This window comes from Geobacillus sp. BMUD, assembly GCF_013096845.1.
Taxonomy (GTDB): Bacteria; Bacillota; Bacilli; order Bacillales; family Anoxybacillaceae; genus Geobacillus; species Geobacillus vulcani.
The window spans coordinates 1-22,817 of record NZ_SDLA01000018.1; the positions used below are offsets into that span (position 1 = coordinate 1).

Consider the following 22,817-nt stretch of genomic DNA (forward strand, 5'->3'; position numbering starts at 1 on the left):
AGACCATGCGGTCTTCGGTGTTATCCGGTATTAGCCCCGGTTTCCCGGAGTTATCCCGGTCTTGCGGGCAGGTTGCCCACGTGTTACTCACCCGTCCGCCGCTGACCAAACCAGAGCAAGCTCCGATCCGGTCCGCTCGACTTGCATGTATTAGGCACGCCGCCAGCGTTCGTCCTGAGCCAGGATCAAACTCTCCAAAGAAAATTGATTGGCTAATTCCGCTTCGGTCCGCCGCCGCTCGGGGTCAAATACCCCCCTCGGGGTGCAAGCACCCCTGTGGGTGAAGAACATTTGCCCGTCGCGGCGATCCACGGACCTCCGCTTTTCGTTGCGCTTCGTTTCGTTCAGTTTTCAAGGAACGATGATGGAGCCTATCGGGATCGAACCGATGACCTCCTGCGTGCAAAGCAGGCGCTCTCCCAGCTGAGCTAAGGCCCCATGTGGCCGCTATCGGGAAGACAGGATTTGAACCTGCGACCCCATGGTCCCAAACCATGTGCTCTACCAAGCTGAGCTACTTCCCGTTAACGCGCTCGAGAGGATTCGAACCCCTAACCTTCTGATCCGTAGTCAGATGCTCTATCCAATTGAGCTACGAGCGCAAGTGCCGAGGGCCGGACTCGAACCGGCACGGTAGTTACCTACCCCAGGATTTTAAGTCCTGTGCGTCTGCCAATTCCGCCACCCCGGCTAAATGGGCAAATAAATGGAGCGGAAGACGGGACTCGAACCCGCGACCCCCACCTTGGCAAGGTGGTGTTCTACCACTGAACTACTTCCGCTCGAACCAACATGCGGGTGAAGGGACTCGAACCCCCACGCCCGTAAAGGGCACTAGACCCTGAATCTAGCGCGTCTGCCAATTCCGCCACACCCGCAAATCAATTGTGGTGAGCCATGGAGGACTCGAACCTCCGACCCTCTGATTAAAAGTCAGATGCTCTACCTACTGAGCTAATGGCTCATATTTTGAATACACTCAGATATTTGACGATGTCCCTTCCTCTGCTAGCTGATTCAAGGATGCCCAGTGCGTCGGGACAACTCGAAGCGATTTCGAGGATGTATCGCTCGTTGCTCTACCTGCCTCTTCCTCTACCAGCTGTTTCAAAGAAGCCTGATGCGTCGAGGTAACTCGCAGTCAACTCGAAGATGCATCGCTCGTTACTGAGCTAATGGCTCATATCGTATTCACATAAATGCATAAATGGTGGAGGATGACGGGATCGAACCGCCGACCCCTTGCTTGTAAGGCAAGTGCTCTCCCAGCTGAGCTAATCCTCCACGGAATTGCCTAGCAACGACCTACTCTTGCAGGGGCGCTGGCCCCAACTACCATCGGCGCTGGAGGGCTTAACTTCCGTGTTCGGGATGGGAACGGGTGTTTCCCCTCCGCTATCATCACTAGGCAATCAACAGACAAGTTATATTATAATTACATTTATTTGTTTGTCAATAATCCTTTGTTTTTAACAACTGTTCTATTGTTTCAACGTGCTATCATAATATAACACATTGGAGAATGTTTGTCAACTCGCTTTTTTGCACCTGTTTTTTGTGAAAACGACGATCTTTATTTTACATAACTAAAATTTTAAAGTCAATAGTTTTTTTTACACAGATCGTCCCCTGCCGTTTTTCTTTGCAGGGGACGATCATGGTTATTTATGGCGCATTTGTGGGAAGAGCAGCACATCACGAATGGACGGCGAGTTGGTCAAGAGCATAACTAAGCGGTCGACGCCGATGCCAAGCCCGCCTGTCGGCGGCATGCCGTATTCGAGTGCTTCAAGGAAGTCCTCGTCCATTTCATGCGCTTCATCGTTTCCTTGTTCACGCTCTTTCAGCTGCGCCTCGAAGCGTTGGCGCTGATCAATCGGGTCGTTCAGTTCAGTAAAGGCATTGGCATGTTCGCGCCCGACGATAAACAGCTCAAATCGGTCGGTAAAACGCGGGTCGTCCGGATTTTTCTTGGCCAACGGTGAAATTTCAACCGGATGGCCATAAATGAACGTCGGCTGGATGAGATGGGACTCGACTTTTTGTTCAAAAAACTCGTTGACAATATGGCCAAACGTCATGTGGGGAGCGACTTCCACGCCATGTTCTTTCGCCAGCTCCCGCGCCTCTTCGTCGCTCATCTGCTGCCAGAAGTCGACGCCGACATATTCCTTGATTGCGTCAACCATATGGAGGCGCCGCCATTCAGGCGTTAAGTCAACGATATGTTCGCCGTATTGAATTTTCGTCGTTCCGAGCACTTCATTCGCAATGTGGGCGATCAAATTCTCGGTCAGTTTCATGATGTCGCGGAAATCGGCGTACGCCTCGTACAATTCGAGCATCGTAAACTCCGGATTATGGCGGGTGGAAATGCCTTCGTTCCGGAAAACGCGGCCGATTTCATACACCTTTTCCAAACCGCCGACGATGAGCCGTTTTAAATGGAGCTCGATGGCGATTCGCATATAAAGGGTCATATCCAATGCGTTATGATGCGTAATGAACGGACGCGCCGCAGCACCCCCAGCCACAGCGTGCATCATCGGCGTTTCAACTTCCAAATAGCCATGGCTGTCAAGATACCGCCGCATCGATTGGATGATCAAACTGCGAGTAATGAACGTCTTCTTGCTTTCTGGATTCATGATTAAATCGAGATAACGCTGGCGATAGCGTTGCTCGATATCTTTCAAACCGTGGTATTTTTCCGGCAATGGACGTAGCGCCTTCGTCAAAAATTCGTACGACGACACTTTGATGGAAAGTTCACCGACTTTTGTTTTAAACATTGTGCCGCGCACACCGACGATGTCGCCAAGGTCGGAGATTTTAAACAGTTCGTACTGTTGTTCGCCGACATCGTCTTGGCGGACGTAAATTTGGATTTGCCCTGTAACGTCTTGGATGTGGGCAAATCCCGCTTTGCCTTTGCCGCGCTTTGTCATGATGCGGCCGGCGACGGCGACTTCAATTTGCTTTTCCTCCAATTCCTCTTTCGATAAATCGCCGTACAGCTCGAACAGTTCTTGCGCTTTATGAGTGCGCTCGAACCGCTTGCCAAACGGGTCAACGCCCAATTCTTCAATTTTTTTCAGCTTTTCCCTGCGGACGCGCAGTTGGTCGTTCAATTCTTCGTGACTCATGGCTCATTCACTCCATTTAGCGATTTTTTACGAAAAATACTGCCAGCGCCCGCTGGCAGTTCTCCGCTGCATGAACATCGTCCCTGTTGTGCGACATACTCCCACCTTCTACGCTAATGCATGGAAGATGGGGGCTTCTCAGATCATCCCATCCTATGCCGGGAAATGGACCGAGCGATCCCCGTGCGCCCACGGTTCGATCATCGCCTTCGGTTGCGCCTAACCAAAACTCCTCTCCCACTTTCACTTTGTTGCGAAGTGGGAGACTTCTTTCGGAGCGATGTTAAACGGCTTCGGCGTTCGCCGCTGCTTGGACTTCCGCTTCTTCCGCCACGCGAAGCAACAGCGCGGCCAGTTCGTCCCGCGTTTCGCATTCATTGATGGCGTTGCGGATTTTCGCTGCACCGCGAATACCCTTTAAATACCAAGCAGCGTGTTTACGCATTTCTTTCACGGCGATATACTCGCCTTTTAAGGCAATCAACCGATCCAAATGCAACAGGCAGACGTCGATTTTTTCCCGCGGCGTCGGTTCCGGAATGAGCTCCCCAGTTTCTAAATAGCGGACCGTGCGGTAGATCATCCATGGGTTGCCAAGCGCCGCCCGTCCGATCATGACACCGTCGACTCCTGTCTCTTCCAGCATCCGTTTGGCATCTTGCGGCGTTTTGACGTCGCCATTGCCGATGACTGGGATGCTGACCGCTTCTTTCACTTGCTTGATGATGTTCCAGTCCGCTTTTCCTTCATACATTTGCACCCTTGTCCGTCCATGAACGGCGACGGCCTTCCCGCCGGCGCGCTCGACGGCTTGAGCGTTTTCGACGGCGTAAATGTGCTTTTCATCCCAACCGATCCGCATTTTCACCGTGACCGGTTTTTCCACGGCATCGACGATCGCGGCAACGACATCATAGATTTTATTCGGGTCAAGCAGCCATTTCGCTCCAGCGTCGCAATTCGTAATTTTCGGCACTGGGCAACCCATGTTAATGTCGATGATATCGGCATTCGTATTTTTATCGACAAATTTCGCCGCTTTGACGAGCGTCTCTTTCTCGCCGCCGAAAATTTGCAAGCTGATCGGCTTTTCCCGTTCATCAATATATAACATGTTTAACGTCTTTTCGTTGTTGTATACGATTCCTTTGTCGCTGACCATCTCCGCGCATACAAGCCCGGCGCCGAATTCTTTGACGGTCAGGCGGAACGCAGAGTTGCATACGCCTGCCATCGGGGCGAGCACGACACGGTTTTTAATTTCGACATCGCCGATGCGAAACATCGCAGATGCCTCCTTTCTACTTGTTTGATTCGAGTTTCGGCGGAGACAGCTCCTCTACCGATATGTTCAGCCGTTCGGCAATTTGTCCAACGAGTGAATCGGACGGCATTCGGTTTCCGCGTTCAATTTCACCAAGAATCGATACAGAAATGCCAAGTTCTTTCGCCAGTCTTTCTTGCGTATATCCCTTCAACTTTCGAAAAGCGCGAATACGTCTTCCCCATCTTTCCGCTTCCATACATGAACTCCTTTTTTGTCAGGTAGTCGGTCAATGATGTCGATTAACGGCTCGGAAAGGTTCGGTATTGTCACGTGAGAGTTGACTTCCAACAACGGGATGAGCACGAACGCCCGCTCCGCCATGCGCGGGTGCGGGATCGTCAGTTGCTCTGTTTCAATATTTTCATGATTATACAGCAAAATGTCAAGGTCTAACGTTCGTGGCCCCCAACGAATTTCCCTTTTCCTCCCAAATTTTCGTTCGATTTGCTGGGTCACGTCAAGCAAGGCAAACGGCGACAACGTCGTCGCCACCTCGATCACCATGTTTAAAAACTTGCCTTGATTGACGTAGCCAACCGGATCAGTTTCATAAATCGATGAGCTGGATGTGATAAAAATTTCTTTATGATGATAGAGCGCTTCAATGGCAGAACGCAAATAGGAAACACGATCTCCAAGGTTAGAGCCTAAAGCGAGATATGCAATGTTTTCCATTTAACGACCCCTATCAATTTCGACTGCGACATATTGATAATGGCCGCGAATCGGCGGATTCGGCTTTGTCACTTTGACAATGCAACGCTGAACAACAGGAAAGACGGCGAGCAAGTCGGCAGCGATCGCTTCAGCGACCGCCTCGATCAAGGCAAACGTCCGCTCTTCCACGATCACCCGGCAGTGCTCGTACACATCGGCGTAGTTGACGGTATACTCAAGACGATCGCTCCGCCCGGCGGGCTGCAAATCGAGCTCCAACGTCACATCGACCAAAAACCGCTGACCAAGGATGTTTTCTTCGCGAAGCACCCCGTGGTAACCGTAAAATTCCATGCCGTGCACGTAGATTTTATCGATGGCCGCTCTCTCCCTTCCCAAGCATGGCATCCATCATTTTCACCATGCGAGCAATCGGCAATACATCGTGGACGCGGACGATATGCACGCCTTTGACGATGCCGAGGCAAACGGTCGCTCCCGTCCCTTCCATCCGTTCCTCAACTGGGACATTGAGCACATGGCCGATAAACCGTTTGCGCGATGTACCGAGCAAAAGCGGATAGCCAAGAGCGGCAAATTCGTCAAGACGGCGCATCACTTCCAAGTTATGCTCGACCGTCTTGGCGAAGCCGATGCCTGGGTCTAAAATAATGTTTTCCTCTTTCACACCGGCTCCTTTGGCAATGCGAATGCTTTCCTGCAAATCAGCGATCATGTCGGAAATTAAATCGCGATACGCCATATCGCGGCGGTTGTGCATTAAAATAATCGGCACGCCGTACGTGGCGGCGACGCGGGCCATATCGGGATCGGCTTTTGCTCCCCAAACGTCGTTGATCATGTGCGCTCCCGCTTCGATCGCTTGCCGAGCGACCTCTGCCTTGTAAGTGTCAATGGAAATGGGTACGTTCACCGCCTCAGCGATCGCTTTGACCGCTGGGATGACCCGGCGCAGCTCTTCATCGAGCGGCACTGGATCTGCCCCCGGACGAGTTGATTCACCGCCGATGTCAATGATGTCTGCTCCTTCCGCCACAAGCCGCTTCGCGTGCTTGACCGCGTTTTCCACGTCGTAAAACCGGCCGCCGTCGGAAAACGAATCGGGCGTAACGTTGACAATGCCCATGATCAACGTTTTTTTGTTTAAGTCAAATTCATGCCCGCGGCATTGAAGCCGAAGAGGGCGCATCGATGTTGTCATCAGTCGTTCATCCTTTCCGCCAATTCATTCCTCGTCCATAACTGATGAGCCAAGCGCCGGTAATGATGCTGCAGCGCCTGAACCACCGGGCCGTTTTTTCCTTGGTAGACGCAACGGCCAATGCGGAAAAGGGGGACAATTTCCTGCACAGAGTTGGTGATAAAGGCTTCATCCGCCTGCAACAGATGGGACAGCGGATAGGCCCCTTCTTCAACGGGAATGCCCAACTGTCTGAGCAATGCGATGACGAATTGTCTTGTGATGCCATTTAATATGCCGACAGCCGGCGCTGGCGTGTAGACAACGCCGGCTTTCACCCAAAAAATATTGGAAACGATCCCCTCCGCTACCGCCCCATCTGAATTCAAAAAAATTCCTTCCGCATGAGGTCGATGTCCGAGCTCCCATTTCCCAATCATATTGTTTAAATAATGGTGCGACTTTAGTCGCTCCTGGCCTTCCGGGCTGTTCCGCCTTGCCGCGAGCACCACCCCTTCTTTTCCTTCCGGAGGGACGGGCGGCGGAAGCGGCTTCATATAGACGATGACGGTCGGGCTTCGGTACTTTTCGATCGGCAAGCCGAGATCGCCGACCCCGGCCGATACATTGAAGCGCACATACGCGTCGCACAAGCCATTGGCCTCGAGCAGCTGCTCGATGATCGCCACCGCTTCAGCGCGGCCGAACTGCCTTTCGATGTGCAGCGCAGACAGCCCTTTGTTCAATCGCGCCAAATGATCGTCAAGCAAAAACGGGTGGCCGCGATACGTGCGGAATGTTTCAAATAAGCCGAGCCCATATAAAAACCCGTGATCAAACGCTGACAACTGAGCCTCCTCGCGCGGAACGACCGCGCCGTTGATATACACGTACATGACCGTCACGCCTTTTTATATGTGTCGATAAAATTTTTCAACAGCTGCATCCCATGGCTGGTCATAATCGATTCCGGGTGAAACTGCACGCCTTCCACCGGCAGCGTTTTATGGCGAATGGCCATCACTTCCTCCTCTTCCGTCCAAGCCGACACGACGAAACAGTCCGGAAGCGTCTCTCTCTCGACGATCAGGGAATGGTAGCGCGTGGCCGTAAACGGGTTCGGCACGCCGCGGAAAATCGTCTCCCCATCATGGTAGACGGACGATGTTTTCCCGTGCATCAGCCTTGGAGCGCGGACGACGCGGCCGCCGAATGCCTGGGCGATGGCTTGATGCCCGAGGCAGACGCCGAAAATGGGAATTTGACCGGCAAAGCGATCAATGACTTCTAGGCTGACCCCTGCCTCATTCGGTGTGCACGGACCGGGGGAAATCATGATAAAATCGGGGCGGAGCCGTTCGATTTCAGCCACCGTAATTTCATCATTCCGTTTGACAATCAGCTCTTCGCCCAACACGCCCAAATATTGCACCAAATTGTACGTAAATGAGTCGTAGTTATCAATCATGACGATCATCATTCTCACCTCATGCTCGGAAATAATGCCTCTGCTTCGCTCAGCTCTTTCGCTTTCCAAAGGGCGGCCGCTTTCTTTATACATTCCTTGTACTCATGCTCGGGGTTGGAGTCGATGACGATGCCCGCCCCTGCCTGTACATGCGCCAATCCGTCTTTGACGACCATCGTGCGAATGGCGATGTTGAGCTCCATGTTTCCTTGAAAATCGATCCAACCGATCGAGCCCGTATACAAGCCGCGGCGCACCGGCTCCAGCTCTTCAATAATTTCCATTGTTCGCACTTTTGGAGCGCCGGTGATCGTCCCGCCGGGGAACATGGCACGAATGACGGAAAACGCATCGTGCTCCGGCGCCATGGTGCCGGATACGTGAGAAACAATATGCATCACATGAGAATACTTTTCGATAGTCATCCATTCGTCCACCCGAACCGTCCCGTAGGCACAGACGCGCCCAAGGTCATTCCGTTCGAGATCAACGAGCATGGCGTGCTCGGCCCGCTCTTTTTCACTCGCAAGCAACTTGCGGGCAATTTGTTCATCCTCTGCCGCCGTCCGACCGCGCGAACGTGTGCCGGCAATCGGCCGCGTCTCAAGGCGCCATCCCCGCTTGCGGACGAGCAACTCCGGCGAGCCGCTGACCACTTGAAACTCTGGGGTGTGCAAATACGCCATATAAGGGGATGGATTTAGAGCCCGCAACTGTTTGTAGACGGCAAATGGGTGTGTCAACAGCGGCTGCGACTGGCGCACCGATAGATTGACTTGAAACACGTCGCCCGCCGCAATATAGCGCTGCACGCGGCGAACCGCCTCCATAAACCCCTCTTTTGTCATTGAAACAGACGGCGCAGCTGCCGAGGCAGCAAGCGGCCAAATCAGCGCTTCATTCCGGTCCTCGAGCCACATCCGCGCATGCCGCGCCAGCCGCCGGTTTGCTTCGCTTTCCTCCCCTTCATTCGCGTAGGCAAGCAAATGAAGCTGTTCCGTTTGGTGGTCATAAATCGCTACGTCGTCAAAGAGGAAAAAATACAGAAACGGCAGCTGCAAATCATCTTGCGCGAGCACCGGGAGCCGTTCTAGATAGCGAACCGCATCATAGCTAACGAAACCGATCAGCCCGCCTTGGCAAGGCAACGGGTCGCCTTCATTCGGCACGGCGAACCGCCGAAACCATTGCCGGAGCCTTTCAAACGGCGGGCCATCGAGCACCGTTTCACCCCCGCGCTGCTTGATGATGAGCCGCCGCTCATCAGCGCGGATCACTCCGATCGGGTCAAGGCCGATAATGCTGTACCTTCCCCCTTGGCCGCTCTCAAGCAACACATGATGAGGCCGGCTATAGGCCAGCTGTTCGTACTGGCGGAACCAATCCCGTCCGCGATAGTCGATCGTTCGTTTCAGTCGCCTGCGCCGCTGTTCCATCTTCGTCAACTCCTTACGATGTCCGTTACTTTATATTGTACAATGATTGTCCGCCTCGGTCATCATTCTCGTAAAAAAAATTCGACAGGGTTGCCCCTGCCGAAAAAGCTGCTTAGTCTTCAAATTGATAAAGAGGCGTGCTCAAATAACGTTCGCCGTTGCTCGGGATGATGGCGAGCACTTTTTTCCCTTTGCCGAGCTCTTTCGCCACTTTCAATGCCGCGTGAATCGCAGCGCCAGACGAAATGCCGCCGAGAATGCCTTCCTCGCGAGCCGCGCGGCGGGCCGCCGCAAACGCTTCTTCCGTCGTTACCGTAATCACCCCATCGTAAATGCTCGTGTCCAAAATATCTGGAACAAAGCCAGCGCCGATCCCTTGGATTTTGTGCGGACCTGGCTTTCCTCCCGACAAGACCGGGGAATCGGCCGGTTCAACGGCGTAAATTTTAATGTTCGGGTAAGCCTCACGCAACACTTTACCTGCCCCCGTGATCGTTCCACCTGTGCCGACGCCGGCAACGAACGCATCAAGCTGGTCGCCCATTTGCTCCACGATCTCTTTCCCGGTCGTCAAGCGATGGATTTCCGGGTTCGCCTCGTTTTTAAATTGCTGCGGCATAAAGTAGCCGTGCTCGCGGACGAGCTCTTCCGCCTTTGCGATGGCTCCGCGCATCCCTTGTGCGCCCGGTGTGAGCACAAGCTCGGCTCCATACGCCCGCAACAGGTTGCGGCGTTCCAAGCTCATCGTATCCGGCATGACCAATACCGCCTTATACCCTTTCGCCGCCGCGACCATCGCCAAACCGATCCCAGTGTTGCCGCTTGTCGGCTCAACGATCGTGTCGCCCGGCTTCAGCTTGCCTGCTTTTTCCGCCGCCTCAATCATCGCCAACGCAATCCGGTCTTTGACGCTGCTGCCCGGGTTCATAAACTCCAACTTCAAATATACATCCGCGCTGTCTTCATCTACGATGCGGTTCAGTTTCACAGCCGGCGTATCGCCGATCAATTCGGTGATCGAGTTGACTGTGCGTGCCATGATTCCACCTCTAATCCCCATTAATTTTATCGACTTTGTCTCCAATGTATCAACTATTGGCGTAATTGTCAATCATTTTACTGTTTTCATTCTTTTTTTGCGAGTTGTTTCAGCTGTTCCAACTCCGCTTTGTCGAAATGGTATGTTTCATTGCAAAAATGACACGAAGCCTCTGCCTGTCCTTCTTTGTCCATGATGTCTTGAATTTCCTCAGGCCCTAAGCTGATAAGGGCGTCAGCAATCCGCTCACGCGAACAGCGGCAGACGAATGACACCGGCATCGTTTCCAGTACACGCACGCCGCCGTCGCCCAACAGCTGTTCGAGCATTTGCTCCGGCCCGAGCCCGCTTTCAATCATGCGCGATACGGGCGGAATTTGTTTCAACCGCTCTTCAATGCGGGCGATCGTACGCTCTTCCGTTCCGGGCATTAACTGGATGATAAATCCTCCCGCCGCCCGAATCGTATGGTCGGGATTGACGAGCACTCCTACACCGACTGATGACGGAATTTGCTCGGACGAAGCAAAATAATACGTAAAATCGTCGCCGAGCTCCCCGGAGACAAGCGGCACTTGTCCGGTGAAAAAGTCGCGCAGGCCTAGATCTTTCACGACCGTCAACATCCCATTTTTGCCAACCGCCCGCGCCACATCAAGCTTCCCGTGCTCATTCAGCTCAAAATGCACATGCGGATTCGTTACATAGCCACGCACTTCCCCTTTGGCGTTGCTGTCGACCAAAATGACGCCAATCGGGCCGCCGCCGTCAATTTTAATCGTCAACGTTTCCTCGCCTTTCAGCATCGCTCCCATCATGACGCCAGCGGTCAACGCCCGGCCGAGGGCCGCTGAGGCGGTCGGCCACGTTTGGTGGCGGCGTTGCGCTTCCGCAACCGTCTCCGTTGTCCTTGCCGCATAAGCCCTCACTTGTCCATCATAAGCGAGCGCTTTCACTAAGTAGTCTCCCATGACTCACCAAGCCTTTCATCCCTTTTTCTCCGTATTTTTCTCATACAACAATTTCAGTCCTGTCAGCGTTAAAAACGGATCCACGACATCAATGACGTCCGACTCGCTGGCAATGAGCGGAGCCAGACCGCCAGTAGCAATCACCTTCGGCGGAATTTTGCTTTTGGCCTTCATTCGCGATACGATGCCTTCCACCTGTCCAACATAGCCGTATAAAATGCCCGCTTGCATGGCGCTGACCGTATTTTTGCCGATAATATCATCCGGGCGGGCGATTTCAATGCGCGGCAATTTCGCCGCCCGCGCAAACAGAGCCTCTGTCGAGATCATAATTCCCGGGGCAATGGCCCCTCCCATATATTGTTTATGTTCATTAATATAACAATACGTCGTTGCCGTGCCGAAATCGACGATAATCAACGGACTGCCGTACAAGTGGATGCCGGCGACCGCGTTGACGATCCGGTCGGCGCCCACTTCGCGCGGATTATCATATTTAATGTCGAGCCCGGTTTTAATGCCCGGACCGACAACAAGCGGCTTGATATGGAAATATTTTAAGCACATGCGCTCAAGAGCGAACATGATCGGCGGCACGACCGAGGAAATGATGATGCCTCGAATGTCGGAAAACTGCAAGCCGACATGGTTCAAAAGCGCCTTCACCGTCATCGCATATTCGTCTTCCGTTTTCGCCCGGTTTGTTTCAATGCGCCAATGATGTTTCAGTTCGTCGCCGTCATACACCCCTAACACCGTGTTTGTGTTGCCGACATCCAATACAAAAATCATCGCTTCATTCCTCGCTTTTCCTCGATAAATTCCCTTTCTTTATCATATCATACTTGTAGAAAAAAAACTGTTCTTCTTTCCTTGGGCCGCCGGCAAAAAAAAGATGCCTCCGAACAGAGACATCGATTACTCCTCTTTCTTTTGGATGTTGATTTTCACATCGCTGCCTTTATCAATTCCATCACGCTCATTGCGTTCCGGCGGCAGCGTGCCATGTTCAAACAAATGTTTAATTTGCTCCGCATCGAGCGTCTCGACTTCCAACAAGGTATTGGCGATCAAATCCAATTTATCGCGATGCTGGGTCAAAATTTGTTTTGCTTTTTCGTAGCATTCTTTAATGATGCGCTGAATCTCTAAGTCAATCTCATAGGCGATTTTGTCGCTGTAGTTTTGTTCGTTATGCAAATCTCGTCCTAAAAACACTTGCCCGCTCGGTTGGCCGAATTGCAGGGGGCCGAGTTTTTCGCTCATGCCAAACTCCGTCACCATCCGGCGCGCGATGTTTGTCGCCCGCTGAAAATCGTTATGAGCCCCCGTGCTCACCTCATTGAACACAATTTCCTCAGCGACGCGCCCGCCAAGCAATCCAGTGATTTTATCCATTAATTCGGCTTTCGTCATAAAGTAGCGGTCTTCTTTCGGCAGCATGACCGCATAGCCGCCGGCTTGGCCGCGCGGCACAATCGTCACTTTATGCACCATTTCCGCATCGGCGAGCACCATGCCGATCACCGTATGCCCAGCTTCGTGAAACGCGACGATGCGCCGTTCTTTTTCCGAAATGACACGGCTTTTTTTGGCCGGTCCGGCAATCACCCGGTCCGTCGCCTCGTCGATGTCGCTCATATCGATTTTCTTTTTGTTGCGGCGTGCTGCAACGAGCGCTGCCTCATTCAGCAAGTTTTCCAAGTCGGCGCCGGAAAATCCAGGCGTCCGCATCGCGATCGTCTTCAAGTCAACCGATTCATCGAGCGGCTTGTTGCGGGCATGCACGCGCAACACCGCTTCGCGCCCTTTGACATCCGGGCGGTCGACGGTAATCTGCCGGTCGAAGCGACCTGGGCGCAACAGCGCTGGGTCTAAAATGTCCGGCCGGTTCGTCGCCGCGATAATAATGATCCCTTCGTTGCCGTTAAAGCCGTCCATTTCCACAAGCAGTTGGTTGAGCGTCTGCTCACGCTCGTCATGGCCGCCGCCAAGACCGGCGCCGCGCTGGCGGCCAACGGCGTCGATCTCATCAATGAAGATGATGCACGGCGCATTTTTTTTCGCCGTCTCAAACAAGTCGCGCACCCGCGACGCCCCGACCCCGACGAACATTTCCACGAAATCCGACCCGCTGATCGAGAAAAACGGCACGCCCGCTTCTCCAGCAACCGCGCGCGCCAATAACGTTTTCCCCGTTCCCGGCGGCCCAACGAGCAATACCCCTTTCGGAATGCGGGCGCCAAGTTCCGCAAACTTGCGCGGATCTTTTAAAAACTCGACGATTTCCACCAACTCTTCCTTTTCCTCATCTGCCCCAGCCACATCGCGGAAGCGGACTTTCCGCTTGTCATCCGTATACAGCCGCGCCCGGCTTTTGCCGAAATTCATCACTCGGCTGCCGCCGCCCTGTGCCTGGTTCAAAAGGAAGAAAAACAAAATAAAAATAATAACAAACGGGATGATGGAAGTAAAAAACGTCACCCATCCGCTCGTTTCATCCGCCGGCACCACTTCCACCCTTGTTCGCGCCGCCGCCGCATCGATGCGATCAAGCACTTTGTCGCTGTTCATGACGTAGGTGGAAAAGTACTGCCCTTCGCTATATGTTTTCAACTGACCTTTGATTTCATATACGCCGCGCTCCGGCTTAATGGAAAACGACTTGACATCCCCGTTTTCCAGATGAGTGATGAACGCATCGTACGTCATCGGCTCCGTTCGTTGGTTTGTGCCGTTAAAAAAGCTGACGACGCCGATCACGACGAGAAAAATCAGCAAATAAAAGATGGTATTGCGGAAAATCCGGTTCATTTCTTGCCTCCTCCCATATGAAACACACTATACTCAATACTATCATAGAAATTTGTTTAAATACAAACAATTCGGCCGTCGCCCAGCAGCCGTTCTACTTTTGGTACACTTCCGGCTTTAAGACACCGATAAACGGGAGGTTGCGGTATTTTTCCGCGTAATCGAGCCCGTAGCCGACGACGAATTCATCCGGGACGGTAAATCCGGTGTAATCGGCTTGAATGTCCGCCTTCCGCCCAGACGGCTTGTCAAGAAGCGTGACGATTTTGATCGAATTCGCCTTCCGGTAGCGAAACAAGTCGACCAAATAGCTGAGCGTCAGTCCACTGTCAATAATATCCTCAATGATCAAAATATCCCGTCCTTCAACAGATGTGTTCAAGTCTTTGACGATTTTCACTTCGCCGGATGACACGGTCGCATTGCCATAGCTTGATACGTCCATAAAATCCATTTCCAAATATGTATCAATATGTTTCAGCAAGTCAGCCATAAACGGCATCGCCCCTTTGAGGACGCCGACAGCGAGCGGAAAACAACCGTCATATTCTTTCGTTAACAAACCGCCGAGTTCTTTGACTTTTGCCTGAATTTCCTCTTCCGTGATCAACACTTTTTGAATATCGTCTTTCATCCCCATCTTTTTTTCCTCCTAGTTGTTCATCGCCTGATAGTGCAGCAGAATATAGCGGGCTTGCCCACGATTTTGCGCTTCCAAAGCCGATTTTTTCAAGCCGGGCACCCAAAGGATGCGGCCATCCGCATCTTCGACAATCGGCCAGCGATCCCTTTCCATCCGTGGAATTTTCGCTTCAATGAAAATTTCTTTCAATTTTTTCGTGCCTCCCGTCCCCTTAAGCGCCATCCGGTCGCCGCGCCGACGCGTCCGCACGCGAAGCGGCAAGGAGACAGAATCAGGATCCACGATGAACCAATCATTCCCGGCCTGCTTTCTTGGATAGTGTTCCCCAAATTCACTGATGATTGCATAGCCGTTTGGGAGGGGCAATAGCGCTGGAACCGGCAGTTCAAACCAATAGCCTTTCTCGCCGCTTTCTGCGTCAAAGGTAAACAAACAGCGGTCGTACGAACGGATCACTTTGAGCCCTTTTGGCAGATCGATCATTCCGGAAGGACGGCCGCGCTCACAAAGCATCAGTATATGACCGATATGTACGGAAGTCAATGCCGGCGGAACTCCGCCATAAAGACGGAGAAGCAGCAGCTGCAGCACCCGACGCTGCAGCGGTCTCGGCAGCGCCAAAAATGGTCTGATGGAAAGCGCCGCATCGCGATGTTGTTTTTCCATTACTTTATTCAGCGCGTCCGCGGCTAATTCCTCCAAAAATTGCTCATCTTCCGCCATCATTTCGCTGTATTGCTGAAACCGCTCGTGCAAGCGCGGATTTTCCTGCCGCAGCAACGGGACGATATGATGGCGAAACCGGTTGCGTGTATAATCGTCTTTTTCATTGCTCGGATCGCGGCGCGGAGACAGCCCCATCTGCCGGCAATACGCTTCAATCTCTGCCCGGCTGACAGCCAAAAACGGACGGATGAGATAGCCGCCGTGAAACGGCCGTTTGACGGGAATGCCAGCGTATCCTTTGCTTGTGCTGCCGCGCACAAGCCGCATTAAAATCGTCTCCACTTGATCGTCGCCATGATGACCTACGGCGACGTACCCGGCTTGATGCTTTTCCATCAGTTCGGCAAAAAAGCGGTAGCGGCAGATCCGAGCCGCCTCTTGGGCGCCGAGGCCCGTGCGGCGCTGAAAGGCCGGAACGTCGATTTGCGCGGTCTCACATAAAATACGGCGCTCCACGCAAAAACGTTTCACAAACTCCATCTCTTCTTCTGACTCCCGCCCGCGAAACATATGGTCAACATGGGCCGCTATGACCTGAAGCTTCCACTCATCGCGCAGCGACAAAAAAACGTGCAGCAACGCAAGGGAATCCGGCCCTCCGGAGACGCCAACGATGACGGCCGCTCCTTCTGAAAGCAACTGATGCCGGTTGATAAAGGCGCGCACTTTGTCGATCATCCGAGTCAACCTCTTTGCGTTTCTTTCAGCTTCATCGTAACACGTTCACCCTGTTTTCTCAAAAAAATTATATCGCCAGCTGCCAGTATATATAAAGGGCATAGGCACCAAGCAATGCGGCGGCGATGACGACCGTTTCGATCATCCCTATCGCTTTGCCGCGCCGTTTCACCTGCCGCCTCGACTGTCGCCTTGGCGCCGCCTGTCGTCTTTCGTTGCCCCCGGACGCCCGGCGTGAAGAAGCGGCCAATAAGTCGCGGCGCATATCGCCCGCCTTTGCATATCGGCCGTCGAGTGCTTTTTGCAACACATCCTTGTATTGAGCCAAAAAGCGGTCTGCCTCGATGATGGCCATGAGCTGCGTCCGCCCGTCCCCTTTTTTCTCAATCGGTCCCGGATAGCAGGAAGAAATCATCACCATCGCTGCCGCAAACAAGTCGTAAGATGGTTCCGCCTTGCGCGATCCAAGCCCCCAATAGCCGCGATCATACAGCTCGGTGAACTCTTTCACCGCCCTTCCTTGCAGCGTCGTCCCGCCCACATCAAGCAGTCGAACCGACGGCGGCGGGCCGGTAACGATCAAATTGTCCGGCTTTAAATCCCCAAACACCCATCCTTCTTGATGCAGCCGCTCCAGCACCGACAGCAGCTGCATCACGAGCACGGGCGCCCACTCTTTTCCGCGGCGGCGGATAAAAGAGGCGAAATTTTCCCCTTCAATATACTCCATTACATAAAACGGGACCGTCTCCCGCGCAAACGGGCTTTGCCAGTCATCGGCTTCCAGCAAAGAAGGCCCGAGGGCAGCTCCCTGGACCTTAGCAAAACGGCGCAATATATTCATTTCCGATGCCAATGATGCATAGTCATCGCTCAACTTGATGGCGACGTGAGTCCGGCTGTTCTCTGCCAAATAGACGACGCCGTTCGCCCCGCTGCCGAGCCGCCGCAGCAACCGGTACGAACGGCCGTGCCATTTCCCAGTGATGACCGTACCTGGTGGCAAATTATAAAGACGATTCTTCGATGTATGGCTCATCGCCATCGCCGATCCAGCTCCTTAACGACCGTTTGCGCTCAAAATAGGCGATCGCCTCGCGCAGTGCCGGTCCGGTCGGCGTCAACCCGCCCGACGCCAATTTCGGAAAGATGGTGGACAACTCCTCAATCCTTGGCGTCCAGTCGATCATTTTGTCGGCGTGCGACCGTTTTCCCGGGAAGATGAACACTGAAAAGCGATTTTCGCCCATGCGGGCATTTAAGCTGAGCGATAAATCGATGAGCGCCTCTTTGACGGTCGGCAGTTTTGTTTTCATGCTCCCGCTCGTATCGATCAAAATGAGCACATCAAGGGCAACCGTTTCCCCGAGTTCATCGACGACTTCCATCACTTGGCCGCGCTTGTCCGGCGGCAAGTCCTCAAGCGAAACGTCAGAACCAAAGATTTGTTTCAACTCGCGATTGACGAGCCCTTGTAACGTCTGGGTCATCGCTTGGCGCGTCACCATTTGCACTGTTTGTGACAGCTGTTTCGCGTACACGACTTGGCTCATCCCGCCGCCAGCCGCAGCGATCGCTTCAATTTCCCGCCGCCCGGTTTCATCCATCGCATCTTTATCCAATACACCGATCACGTTCACCGTAATGCCTTGCTCACGGGCTAGCGCCGCCATGGCGGCTGGGTCCTCACCATGGTTGGAGCAGCCATCGGTAATGAGCAAAATTTGTCGCAACGTTCCCTTTTGCACGTTCGTTCCCCTCCTTGGCGAATGTATTACCATCATCGCCGCAGGGGAACGTTTTTATACGCCAGCTATTGCGCCTTTTTCATATACATGTATGCCGGAATCGTTGCCCATTTCGGCGTATTGTGCCGAACTTTGGCGACAACGACGGTCATATCGTCTTCAATCTTGCCGCCGCATTGGCGGATCACTTCTTCCATGATCAAATCGGCGACTTCTTGCGGGTCGTTCGTTTTTAATTCTTGAATTTTCCGTTTCATCCAAACATCGTGATTTTCAACGTTCATCGGCCCTTCAAACACACCATCGCTCATCATAATGAGCAAATCCCCCGATTTCAGCTGCTCGGTGACGACATCAAATTCCACTTCTTTAATGATGCCCATCGGCAAGTTGCTCGCTTCTACTTTCATCACCTTGTCACCGCGCTTAATGAAGCTTGGCGTCGATCCGATTTTCAAAAACTTCGTCGCCGCGTTTTGCAAGTCGATGATGGCCAAATCCAGCGTCGCATACATATCTTCGGTCGTCCGCAATGCCAAAATCGAATTGATCGATTTGATGGCAATCGACTCGTCCATTCCCGTCTGCAAAATCTTTTGCAACAGGCGCAGCGTTTCGCGGCTTTCGTAATGCGCCCGCTCCCCATTGCCCATGCCATCGCTGATGGCAACGGCGTACTTGCCGGTAGCAAGTTCAATTGTTGCATAACTGTCGCCAGAAATGAACCCCCCTCCTTTGGCGGCAAACGCGACGCCCGTTTCGACGACGAATGCTTTCGTCGAGCCGAAGGCAACGCGGCAGTAGCCGTTCGGGTAGGCGGCGCACTCTTCACGCTTAACGACGATCGTCTCTCCTAAAATATCTGACAGCATCGGCGCGATCAGTTTTTCGCACTCACCCCGCCCTTCGCAGTAAGGAATGCTCATTTCAATATCGATATTTCCTTTTTCCAAACTGTAAATGTCGACATGGCCCACTTCGATGCCAAACTCTTGCAGCGCATGGTAAATTTGTTCTTCCTGCAAGTAATGGTTTTCCTGTTCTTTCTGCATTTCTTTGGCGAAATCGTTCATCACTTGCGAAACACCCAACAGCTGTTCAGCAACAAGCTTCCGGCTTTCGTGAATTTGCCGTTTGAGCTTGCGGTTGGCTTGATAAGCCACCATCTCTTTTTCAATCGCGTCGACAACTTTGCCGGCCTTGACGCAATACCGCTCCCACTCACGCAGCAACTGATGGTTTTGCACCAATGTTTTTTCGTCCGCCTCGCACATCATTTGCTTCATGTACGCATAGGTTGTACGAAAGTTGTCCGCCCAGCATTGCGCCTTTTTAAAGCACGTTTGGCACGTTTTTTCCGTGATGTCGCTCAAAAAATAGTCCACTTCACGGTCGCTGTATTCATTGGCATCCGGAAGCGGTTCGGGCGAAAAGCTTTCCGCCAGCGCCTGAAAGACATTGGAAAACTGCGAGACGCGTTGCACCGTCATATCGCGGATTTTCCGGACGTATTGTTGTTGCTCATTGATGTATTCTGCTGTGCCGGGAATGTATTTGGCGATTTTCTCCGTCAGTGAACGAGATGTACCAAGAAACAGCATAATAGCGATGCCGGATTCAAGCAACGTCGACGCAAGCTCACTCTTCCCTTCGCCGTATAAACCGAGCAACAGCGTCGCGACGAGGAGGCCGAACGCCACTCCAGGTTTTCTTCCTTCCTTCAGCAACCCACCTAGCAGGCCGGCGAAAGCAAGCAAACTCATTTCCGACAAGTTGCCGACGTTCGCCAAGCTCAGCACAAGCCCCGTGACAACGCCAACGGTCGAGCCGGTCGCCGCCCCAGCGACAAACGCGAACAATAAAACGAGATAGCGCGACATCACATGCTCGAGCGACAAACCGTACACAGCCCAGCCGATCATCCCGGTCAACATCGAGGCGAACAAAATGATCAACGAAATGATTTCTTCTGCTCGCAACGCATGTTTATGCTTCTGTACCGTCAATAACGGGATGCTTTGCATAAAAATCAATGTCAATACAAGCGACAGCCCGGCTTCGACAACCGCCATGGCAACGCCGTAGACCGTCCGCTCCCCGAGCCAATAATAGGAGATCAGCCATTTGGCCGAAAGAGAGAGCACAAACACGACAAACGGAACGATTTTCAGTGACTCACTGATCACCCTCCGCACCCATCCGTAAATAAAGAGAAAGCCAAAAATGGAAACACCGACAAACATCGCCACATCAAGCGACAGCGTCAAAGCGCCGGCCAACAGTGAGATCAGCGCAAAAGCGGCCTTGTCGCGGCGCAGCATATAGACCGAAACAAAAAATGGCAAAGCGAACGGGGTCAGCTTCGATAAAATCAACGCTCGTCCAAGCAAAAAGCCGACAAGAAGAAGCAAGAAGCCTTGATGGATGAACAGATGGCCAAGACGCAGCTTCACATGGCGCATCCAGCGCGATACCGTGGCCTGCGTGTCACGAATTGGCACTTCCGAAATGCTGCGGCGCACCGTCCCTCTTTCTACTCTTTCCATTCCCGATCCTCTCCTTTACCTTCTATTACCCCCTATTATATCGCTTGAATTGTCAGAAATTTGTCAAAACCACAGAGAAAAATAAAAAATCGTTCGACGTTTTCCACGACAAAACGCGGTCAACAAGCTTGTTCCGACAGAAAGAGATAAAAAAAGAAAAACGAGCATGTCGCTTGATGGCGCATGCTCGTTTGCAATGACCCGTACGGGATTCGAACCCGTGTTACCGCCGTGAAAGGGCGGTGTCTTAACCACTTGACCAACGGGCCATTTTTGATTGTTGGTGGCGGTGGAGGGGATCGAACCCCCGACCTCACGGGTATGAACCGTACGCTCTAGCCAGCTGAGCTACACCGCCGTGCGACAACAGTTAATATCATAACGGAGGAAATGACGATTGTCAATACATATAGGCGGAAAATGCAGAGGGAAAATGTATCCTCTTATTCCATTAAGAAAACAAAAAAAGCATCCATAACGACGGATGCTTGTTTCCTCTATTTGTCATCCTTCAAACAATCGTTTTTCAGCAGCAAGTTACCCTCGTCTCGCTCCACGACCTCCCCGCTTCGACTCCGTATGACGGCGCAACGATGCCAATCGGTCTTCACTCTCTTTTAAGAATCGGCTGATTTTTTGTTCTAGGCTGTCCGCCGCGGAGCGGTCGTTTGTCCGATGGCGCGGCCGCTGCGAAGAAGGCGTGTCTTTTGCTTTGCGAATGGACAAACCGATTTTCCCATCTTGGCCGACGTTGATGACTTTGACATACACCATATCGCCGACTTTCAGATGATCGTTGATATCTTTGACATAGTTATCGGCTACCTCGCTAATGTGAACGAGTCCTGTAACCCCCTCCGGCAGCTCCACAAACGCCCCAAATTTCGTAATGCCCGTGACCTTGCCTTGTAACTTGCTGCCTACTTCAATCGACATAAAAAAAGTGCTCCTCCTTAAAACGCTTTAAAGATGGTGTTTTTTTCATTATAGCGAATGAAAAAAATGCGTGTCAATATGACGAATGCCCGATAAAACGGGCATTCGCAAGCAAATTATTTTTCCGGCAAGACGAAAATCATTTCTCCGTCTTTCGATAAGTAATATTGTTTCCGCGCCAGCTCGGCGATATAGTCATCATCATGCAACTTTTTCATTTCCTCTTTTAGTTGCTTTTCCTTCCGTTCAAGCTCGGCGAGCTGCTCTTTCAGCTTTTGCTGTTCCGCCGTTTTTTCATCGATCGCCTTCTCTTGCGAGTGCAAGGTGTAGACAAGAGCGGAGGCGAACATCGCAAACAACAACGACCATACAACCAAACGAACAGCGACAGCCCGCCGTCTTCTCGCCGCCTTCTGCTTTTTCTCCTCATGCTCCGCTATGTACGTCGACGGCAGCTTCGTCACATTCGTTCTCCGGGGCACGTTCATCGCGTTTACACCTCTTTTACTCGCGCCATTTTGCAAACCACATGCTTATTTTCTCTTTTGTATTCTTGATTTGTCCAGCAAATCCTTTTAAACGGCGAAAAAATTTTTCCACCCCGGCTCGTCTTTGCGGCGGCACCCGCCGCCAAATGATGATGCCCGTCCAACGCAACGGCGCAAGCAAAAGGCGGATCATCTTCCAAACAGCCAGCAGCACAAACCGAACGATCCACAGCAAAAGCCGCCAAGCGATCAAGAGAAGTGCCAGCCCCATTTGCCCAAGGAGGACGAGCGGGCGTATGATCATGAGGCGGAACAGCTGAGCGAGCGTCTGTCCGAGTCTTACCGCCAGCCCAATGAGCCACTCGAGCACCCGAACATACCAGAAGCGAAGCAAGCTTTGATAAGCGGCATATCCGCATAAAAGGGCGAGAAACAAATAAAAGCGAAGCTCGCCTTCATTGACGAACAGAAGCACATAAAACACGATGAGCGCCTGCACCGCCCAAAACAGCACGTCATTCACAAAGACGAGCCAGTGCGCCCGCTCATGCCGTTTCAACATCCGGCTGTACGTATCCCACGCCAGGCCAAGCCAGCCGCCCATGCCAATCATCGCCAGCATGGTGTACAGCTGTATGCTGACATTCATTTGAACAACTTGCTAAAGAATCCTTTAGCCTTCTCCTGATGGTCATCTAAATAAACGAGGTCGAAAATGCGCCCCTTAATCGAAACAACACCTTTGTCGACATCTAAGTTTTTCATCTGCAAGTTTTGCCCGCGAATGGCCAAAAAACCCATGACCGTCTCCAGCAAAAACTCCTCGTTATCAAAGCTCTCGACTTGTTTCACCCCGGTGATGTCAAGAAGGCGCCGGCCGCGCATGATCACATCATGTTCCTGAACCGGACCTTTGTTCGTGCTTCCGCCAAATTCATCGTGTCGACTCATGTTCATCCCCCGCATTTCCATTTAGTATAGAAAGCTGGCAAG

The 22,817-nt window shown here is 52.4% G+C and carries 22 protein-coding genes, 10 tRNA genes and 2 rRNA genes; all 34 read right to left on the reverse strand.

Going from position 1 to position 22,817, the window contains the following annotated elements:
* Positions 1-201: ribosomal RNA gene (locus tag ETC05_RS15070) — 16S ribosomal RNA — on the reverse strand; the annotation flags it as partial.
* Between the two features lie 164 nt (positions 202-365).
* Positions 366-438, reverse strand: a tRNA-Ala gene (locus ETC05_RS15075).
* 12 nt (positions 439-450) lie between these two features.
* Positions 451-524: transfer RNA gene (locus ETC05_RS15080), tRNA-Pro, on the reverse strand.
* A gap of 4 nt (positions 525-528) precedes the next feature.
* Positions 529-602 (reverse strand) — tRNA-Arg (locus tag ETC05_RS15085).
* Between the two features lie 3 nt (positions 603-605).
* Positions 606-691, reverse strand: a tRNA-Leu gene (locus ETC05_RS15090).
* Positions 692-707: 16 nt separating this feature from the next.
* Positions 708-782: transfer RNA gene (locus tag ETC05_RS15095), tRNA-Gly, on the reverse strand.
* Positions 783-793: 11 nt separating this feature from the next.
* Positions 794-878, reverse strand: a tRNA-Leu gene (locus ETC05_RS15100).
* Between the two features lie 10 nt (positions 879-888).
* Positions 889-964 (reverse strand) — tRNA-Lys (locus ETC05_RS15105).
* Positions 965-1,208: 244 nt separating this feature from the next.
* A tRNA-Val gene (locus ETC05_RS15110) sits at positions 1,209-1,284 on the reverse strand.
* Positions 1,285-1,292: 8 nt separating this feature from the next.
* Positions 1,293-1,409: ribosomal RNA gene (gene rrf / locus ETC05_RS15115) — 5S ribosomal RNA — on the reverse strand.
* A 252-nt stretch (positions 1,410-1,661) separates the two neighbouring features.
* Complete coding sequence (lysS, locus tag ETC05_RS15120) at positions 1,662-3,146, reverse strand: lysine--tRNA ligase (protein WP_031406266.1); 1,485 nt, start codon at positions 3,144-3,146, stop codon at positions 1,662-1,664.
* 283 nt (positions 3,147-3,429) lie between these two features.
* Positions 3,430-4,431 (reverse strand): tRNA dihydrouridine synthase DusB, encoded by a 1,002-nt coding sequence (gene dusB / locus ETC05_RS15125; RefSeq protein ID WP_031406271.1) that lies wholly within the window; start codon positions 4,429-4,431, stop codon positions 3,430-3,432.
* A gap of 16 nt (positions 4,432-4,447) precedes the next feature.
* Positions 4,448-4,669 (reverse strand): helix-turn-helix domain-containing protein, encoded by a 222-nt coding sequence (locus ETC05_RS15130; RefSeq protein ID WP_031406273.1) that lies wholly within the window; start codon positions 4,667-4,669, stop codon positions 4,448-4,450.
* On the reverse strand, positions 4,621-5,148 hold the full coding sequence (gene folK, locus ETC05_RS15135) for a 2-amino-4-hydroxy-6-hydroxymethyldihydropteridine diphosphokinase (RefSeq protein WP_031406275.1): 528 nt from the start codon (positions 5,146-5,148) through the stop codon (positions 4,621-4,623). Before folK ends, ETC05_RS15130 begins: the two co-directional genes overlap by 49 nt.
* A complete protein-coding gene (gene folB / locus ETC05_RS15140; protein ID WP_305040730.1) occupies positions 5,149-5,508 on the reverse strand; it encodes a dihydroneopterin aldolase in 360 nt (119 codons plus the stop codon).
* Positions 5,501-6,352 (reverse strand): dihydropteroate synthase, encoded by an 852-nt coding sequence (gene folP / locus ETC05_RS15145; protein WP_171661361.1) that lies wholly within the window; start codon positions 6,350-6,352, stop codon positions 5,501-5,503. Before folP ends, folB begins: the two co-directional genes overlap by 8 nt.
* On the reverse strand, positions 6,352-7,227 hold the full coding sequence (pabC, locus tag ETC05_RS15150; RefSeq protein ID WP_171661362.1) for an aminodeoxychorismate lyase: 876 nt from the start codon (positions 7,225-7,227) through the stop codon (positions 6,352-6,354). The genes folP and pabC overlap by 1 nt, the downstream gene beginning before the upstream one ends.
* A gap of 5 nt (positions 7,228-7,232) precedes the next feature.
* Positions 7,233-7,808: an aminodeoxychorismate/anthranilate synthase component II gene (pabA, locus tag ETC05_RS15155; RefSeq protein ID WP_031406283.1), complete on the reverse strand. Its 576-nt coding sequence runs from the start codon at positions 7,806-7,808 to the stop codon at positions 7,233-7,235.
* Positions 7,809-7,813: 5 nt separating this feature from the next.
* Positions 7,814-9,235 (reverse strand): anthranilate synthase component I family protein, encoded by a 1,422-nt coding sequence (locus tag ETC05_RS15160; protein ID WP_171661363.1) that lies wholly within the window; start codon positions 9,233-9,235, stop codon positions 7,814-7,816.
* A gap of 112 nt (positions 9,236-9,347) precedes the next feature.
* Positions 9,348-10,274: a cysteine synthase A gene (gene cysK, locus ETC05_RS15165; RefSeq protein ID WP_011229580.1), complete on the reverse strand. Its 927-nt coding sequence runs from the start codon at positions 10,272-10,274 to the stop codon at positions 9,348-9,350.
* Between the two features lie 86 nt (positions 10,275-10,360).
* On the reverse strand, positions 10,361-11,245 hold the full coding sequence (gene hslO / locus ETC05_RS15170; RefSeq protein ID WP_031406288.1) for an Hsp33 family molecular chaperone HslO: 885 nt from the start codon (positions 11,243-11,245) through the stop codon (positions 10,361-10,363).
* Between the two features lie 15 nt (positions 11,246-11,260).
* Positions 11,261-12,037: a type III pantothenate kinase gene (locus ETC05_RS15175; protein ID WP_171661364.1), complete on the reverse strand. Its 777-nt coding sequence runs from the start codon at positions 12,035-12,037 to the stop codon at positions 11,261-11,263.
* Positions 12,038-12,163: 126 nt separating this feature from the next.
* A complete protein-coding gene (gene ftsH, locus ETC05_RS15180; protein WP_031406292.1) occupies positions 12,164-14,059 on the reverse strand; it encodes an ATP-dependent zinc metalloprotease FtsH in 1,896 nt (631 codons plus the stop codon).
* Positions 14,060-14,153: 94 nt separating this feature from the next.
* Positions 14,154-14,699: a hypoxanthine phosphoribosyltransferase gene (gene hpt, locus ETC05_RS15185; protein WP_031406294.1), complete on the reverse strand. Its 546-nt coding sequence runs from the start codon at positions 14,697-14,699 to the stop codon at positions 14,154-14,156.
* Positions 14,700-14,711: 12 nt separating this feature from the next.
* A complete protein-coding gene (tilS, locus tag ETC05_RS15190) occupies positions 14,712-16,106 on the reverse strand; it encodes a tRNA lysidine(34) synthetase TilS (protein WP_031406297.1) in 1,395 nt (464 codons plus the stop codon).
* A gap of 67 nt (positions 16,107-16,173) precedes the next feature.
* Positions 16,174-17,151 (reverse strand): serine/threonine protein kinase, encoded by a 978-nt coding sequence (locus ETC05_RS15195; protein ID WP_171661365.1) that lies wholly within the window; start codon positions 17,149-17,151, stop codon positions 16,174-16,176.
* On the reverse strand, positions 17,114-17,854 hold the full coding sequence (locus ETC05_RS15200; RefSeq protein ID WP_031406300.1) for a vWA domain-containing protein: 741 nt from the start codon (positions 17,852-17,854) through the stop codon (positions 17,114-17,116). The genes ETC05_RS15195 and ETC05_RS15200 overlap by 38 nt, the downstream gene beginning before the upstream one ends.
* 65 nt (positions 17,855-17,919) lie before the next feature.
* A complete protein-coding gene (gene spoIIE / locus ETC05_RS15205) occupies positions 17,920-20,400 on the reverse strand; it encodes a stage II sporulation protein E (protein ID WP_031406302.1) in 2,481 nt (826 codons plus the stop codon).
* 197 nt (positions 20,401-20,597) lie between these two features.
* A tRNA-Glu gene (locus tag ETC05_RS15210) sits at positions 20,598-20,669 on the reverse strand.
* Between the two features lie 12 nt (positions 20,670-20,681).
* Positions 20,682-20,758 (reverse strand) — tRNA-Met (locus tag ETC05_RS15215).
* Positions 20,759-20,937: 179 nt separating this feature from the next.
* A complete protein-coding gene (locus tag ETC05_RS15220; RefSeq protein ID WP_011229571.1) occupies positions 20,938-21,336 on the reverse strand; it encodes a S1 domain-containing RNA-binding protein in 399 nt (132 codons plus the stop codon).
* Between the two features lie 116 nt (positions 21,337-21,452).
* Positions 21,453-21,824 carry an FtsB family cell division protein gene (locus tag ETC05_RS15225; protein ID WP_031406305.1) on the reverse strand — a complete coding sequence of 124 codons (372 nt, stop codon included), beginning with the start codon at positions 21,822-21,824 and terminating at the stop codon, positions 21,453-21,455.
* Between the two features lie 16 nt (positions 21,825-21,840).
* Complete coding sequence (gene yabQ, locus ETC05_RS15230) at positions 21,841-22,473, reverse strand: spore cortex biosynthesis protein YabQ (RefSeq protein ID WP_031406307.1); 633 nt, start codon at positions 22,471-22,473, stop codon at positions 21,841-21,843.
* The gene (gene yabP, locus ETC05_RS15235) at positions 22,470-22,775 is read right to left on the reverse strand and encodes a sporulation protein YabP (RefSeq protein ID WP_012820452.1); all 306 of its coding nucleotides are present in this window, start codon (positions 22,773-22,775) and stop codon (positions 22,470-22,472) included. The genes yabQ and yabP overlap by 4 nt, the downstream gene beginning before the upstream one ends.
* Positions 22,776-22,817 lie beyond the last annotated feature (42 nt).

Coding starts and splice junctions, on each gene's coding strand:
- lysS (WP_031406266.1), bottom strand. CDS start 3,146: ATGAGTCACGAAGAATTGAACGACCAACTGCGCGTCCGCAGGGAAAAG.
- dusB (WP_031406271.1), bottom strand. CDS start 4,431: ATGTTTCGCATCGGCGATGTCGAAATTAAAAACCGTGTCGTGCTCGCC.
- ETC05_RS15130 (WP_031406273.1), bottom strand. CDS start 4,669: ATGGAAGCGGAAAGATGGGGAAGACGTATTCGCGCTTTTCGAAAGTTG.
- folK (WP_031406275.1), bottom strand. CDS start 5,148: ATGGAAAACATTGCATATCTCGCTTTAGGCTCTAACCTTGGAGATCGT.
- folP (WP_171661361.1), bottom strand. CDS start 6,352: ATGACAACATCGATGCGCCCTCTTCGGCTTCAATGCCGCGGGCATGAA.
- pabC (WP_171661362.1), bottom strand. CDS start 7,227: ATGTACGTGTATATCAACGGCGCGGTCGTTCCGCGCGAGGAGGCTCAG.
- pabA (WP_031406283.1), bottom strand. CDS start 7,808: ATGATCGTCATGATTGATAACTACGACTCATTTACGTACAATTTGGTG.
- ETC05_RS15160 (WP_171661363.1), bottom strand. CDS start 9,235: ATGGAACAGCGGCGCAGGCGACTGAAACGAACGATCGACTATCGCGGA.
- cysK (WP_011229580.1), bottom strand. CDS start 10,274: ATGGCACGCACAGTCAACTCGATCACCGAATTGATCGGCGATACGCCG.
- hslO (WP_031406288.1), bottom strand. CDS start 11,245: ATGGGAGACTACTTAGTGAAAGCGCTCGCTTATGATGGACAAGTGAGG.
- ETC05_RS15175 (WP_171661364.1), bottom strand. CDS start 12,037: ATGATTTTTGTATTGGATGTCGGCAACACAAACACGGTGTTAGGGGTG.
- ftsH (WP_031406292.1), bottom strand. CDS start 14,059: ATGAACCGGATTTTCCGCAATACCATCTTTTATTTGCTGATTTTTCTC.
- hpt (WP_031406294.1), bottom strand. CDS start 14,699: ATGGGGATGAAAGACGATATTCAAAAAGTGTTGATCACGGAAGAGGAA.
- tilS (WP_031406297.1), bottom strand. CDS start 16,106: ATGATCGACAAAGTGCGCGCCTTTATCAACCGGCATCAGTTGCTTTCA.
- ETC05_RS15195 (WP_171661365.1), bottom strand. CDS start 17,151: ATGGCGATGAGCCATACATCGAAGAATCGTCTTTATAATTTGCCACCA.
- spoIIE (WP_031406302.1), bottom strand. CDS start 20,400: ATGGAAAGAGTAGAAAGAGGGACGGTGCGCCGCAGCATTTCGGAAGTG.
- ETC05_RS15220 (WP_011229571.1), bottom strand. CDS start 21,336: ATGTCGATTGAAGTAGGCAGCAAGTTACAAGGCAAGGTCACGGGCATT.
- ETC05_RS15225 (WP_031406305.1), bottom strand. CDS start 21,824: ATGAACGTGCCCCGGAGAACGAATGTGACGAAGCTGCCGTCGACGTAC.
- yabQ (WP_031406307.1), bottom strand. CDS start 22,473: ATGAATGTCAGCATACAGCTGTACACCATGCTGGCGATGATTGGCATG.
- yabP (WP_012820452.1), bottom strand. CDS start 22,775: ATGAGTCGACACGATGAATTTGGCGGAAGCACGAACAAAGGTCCGGTT.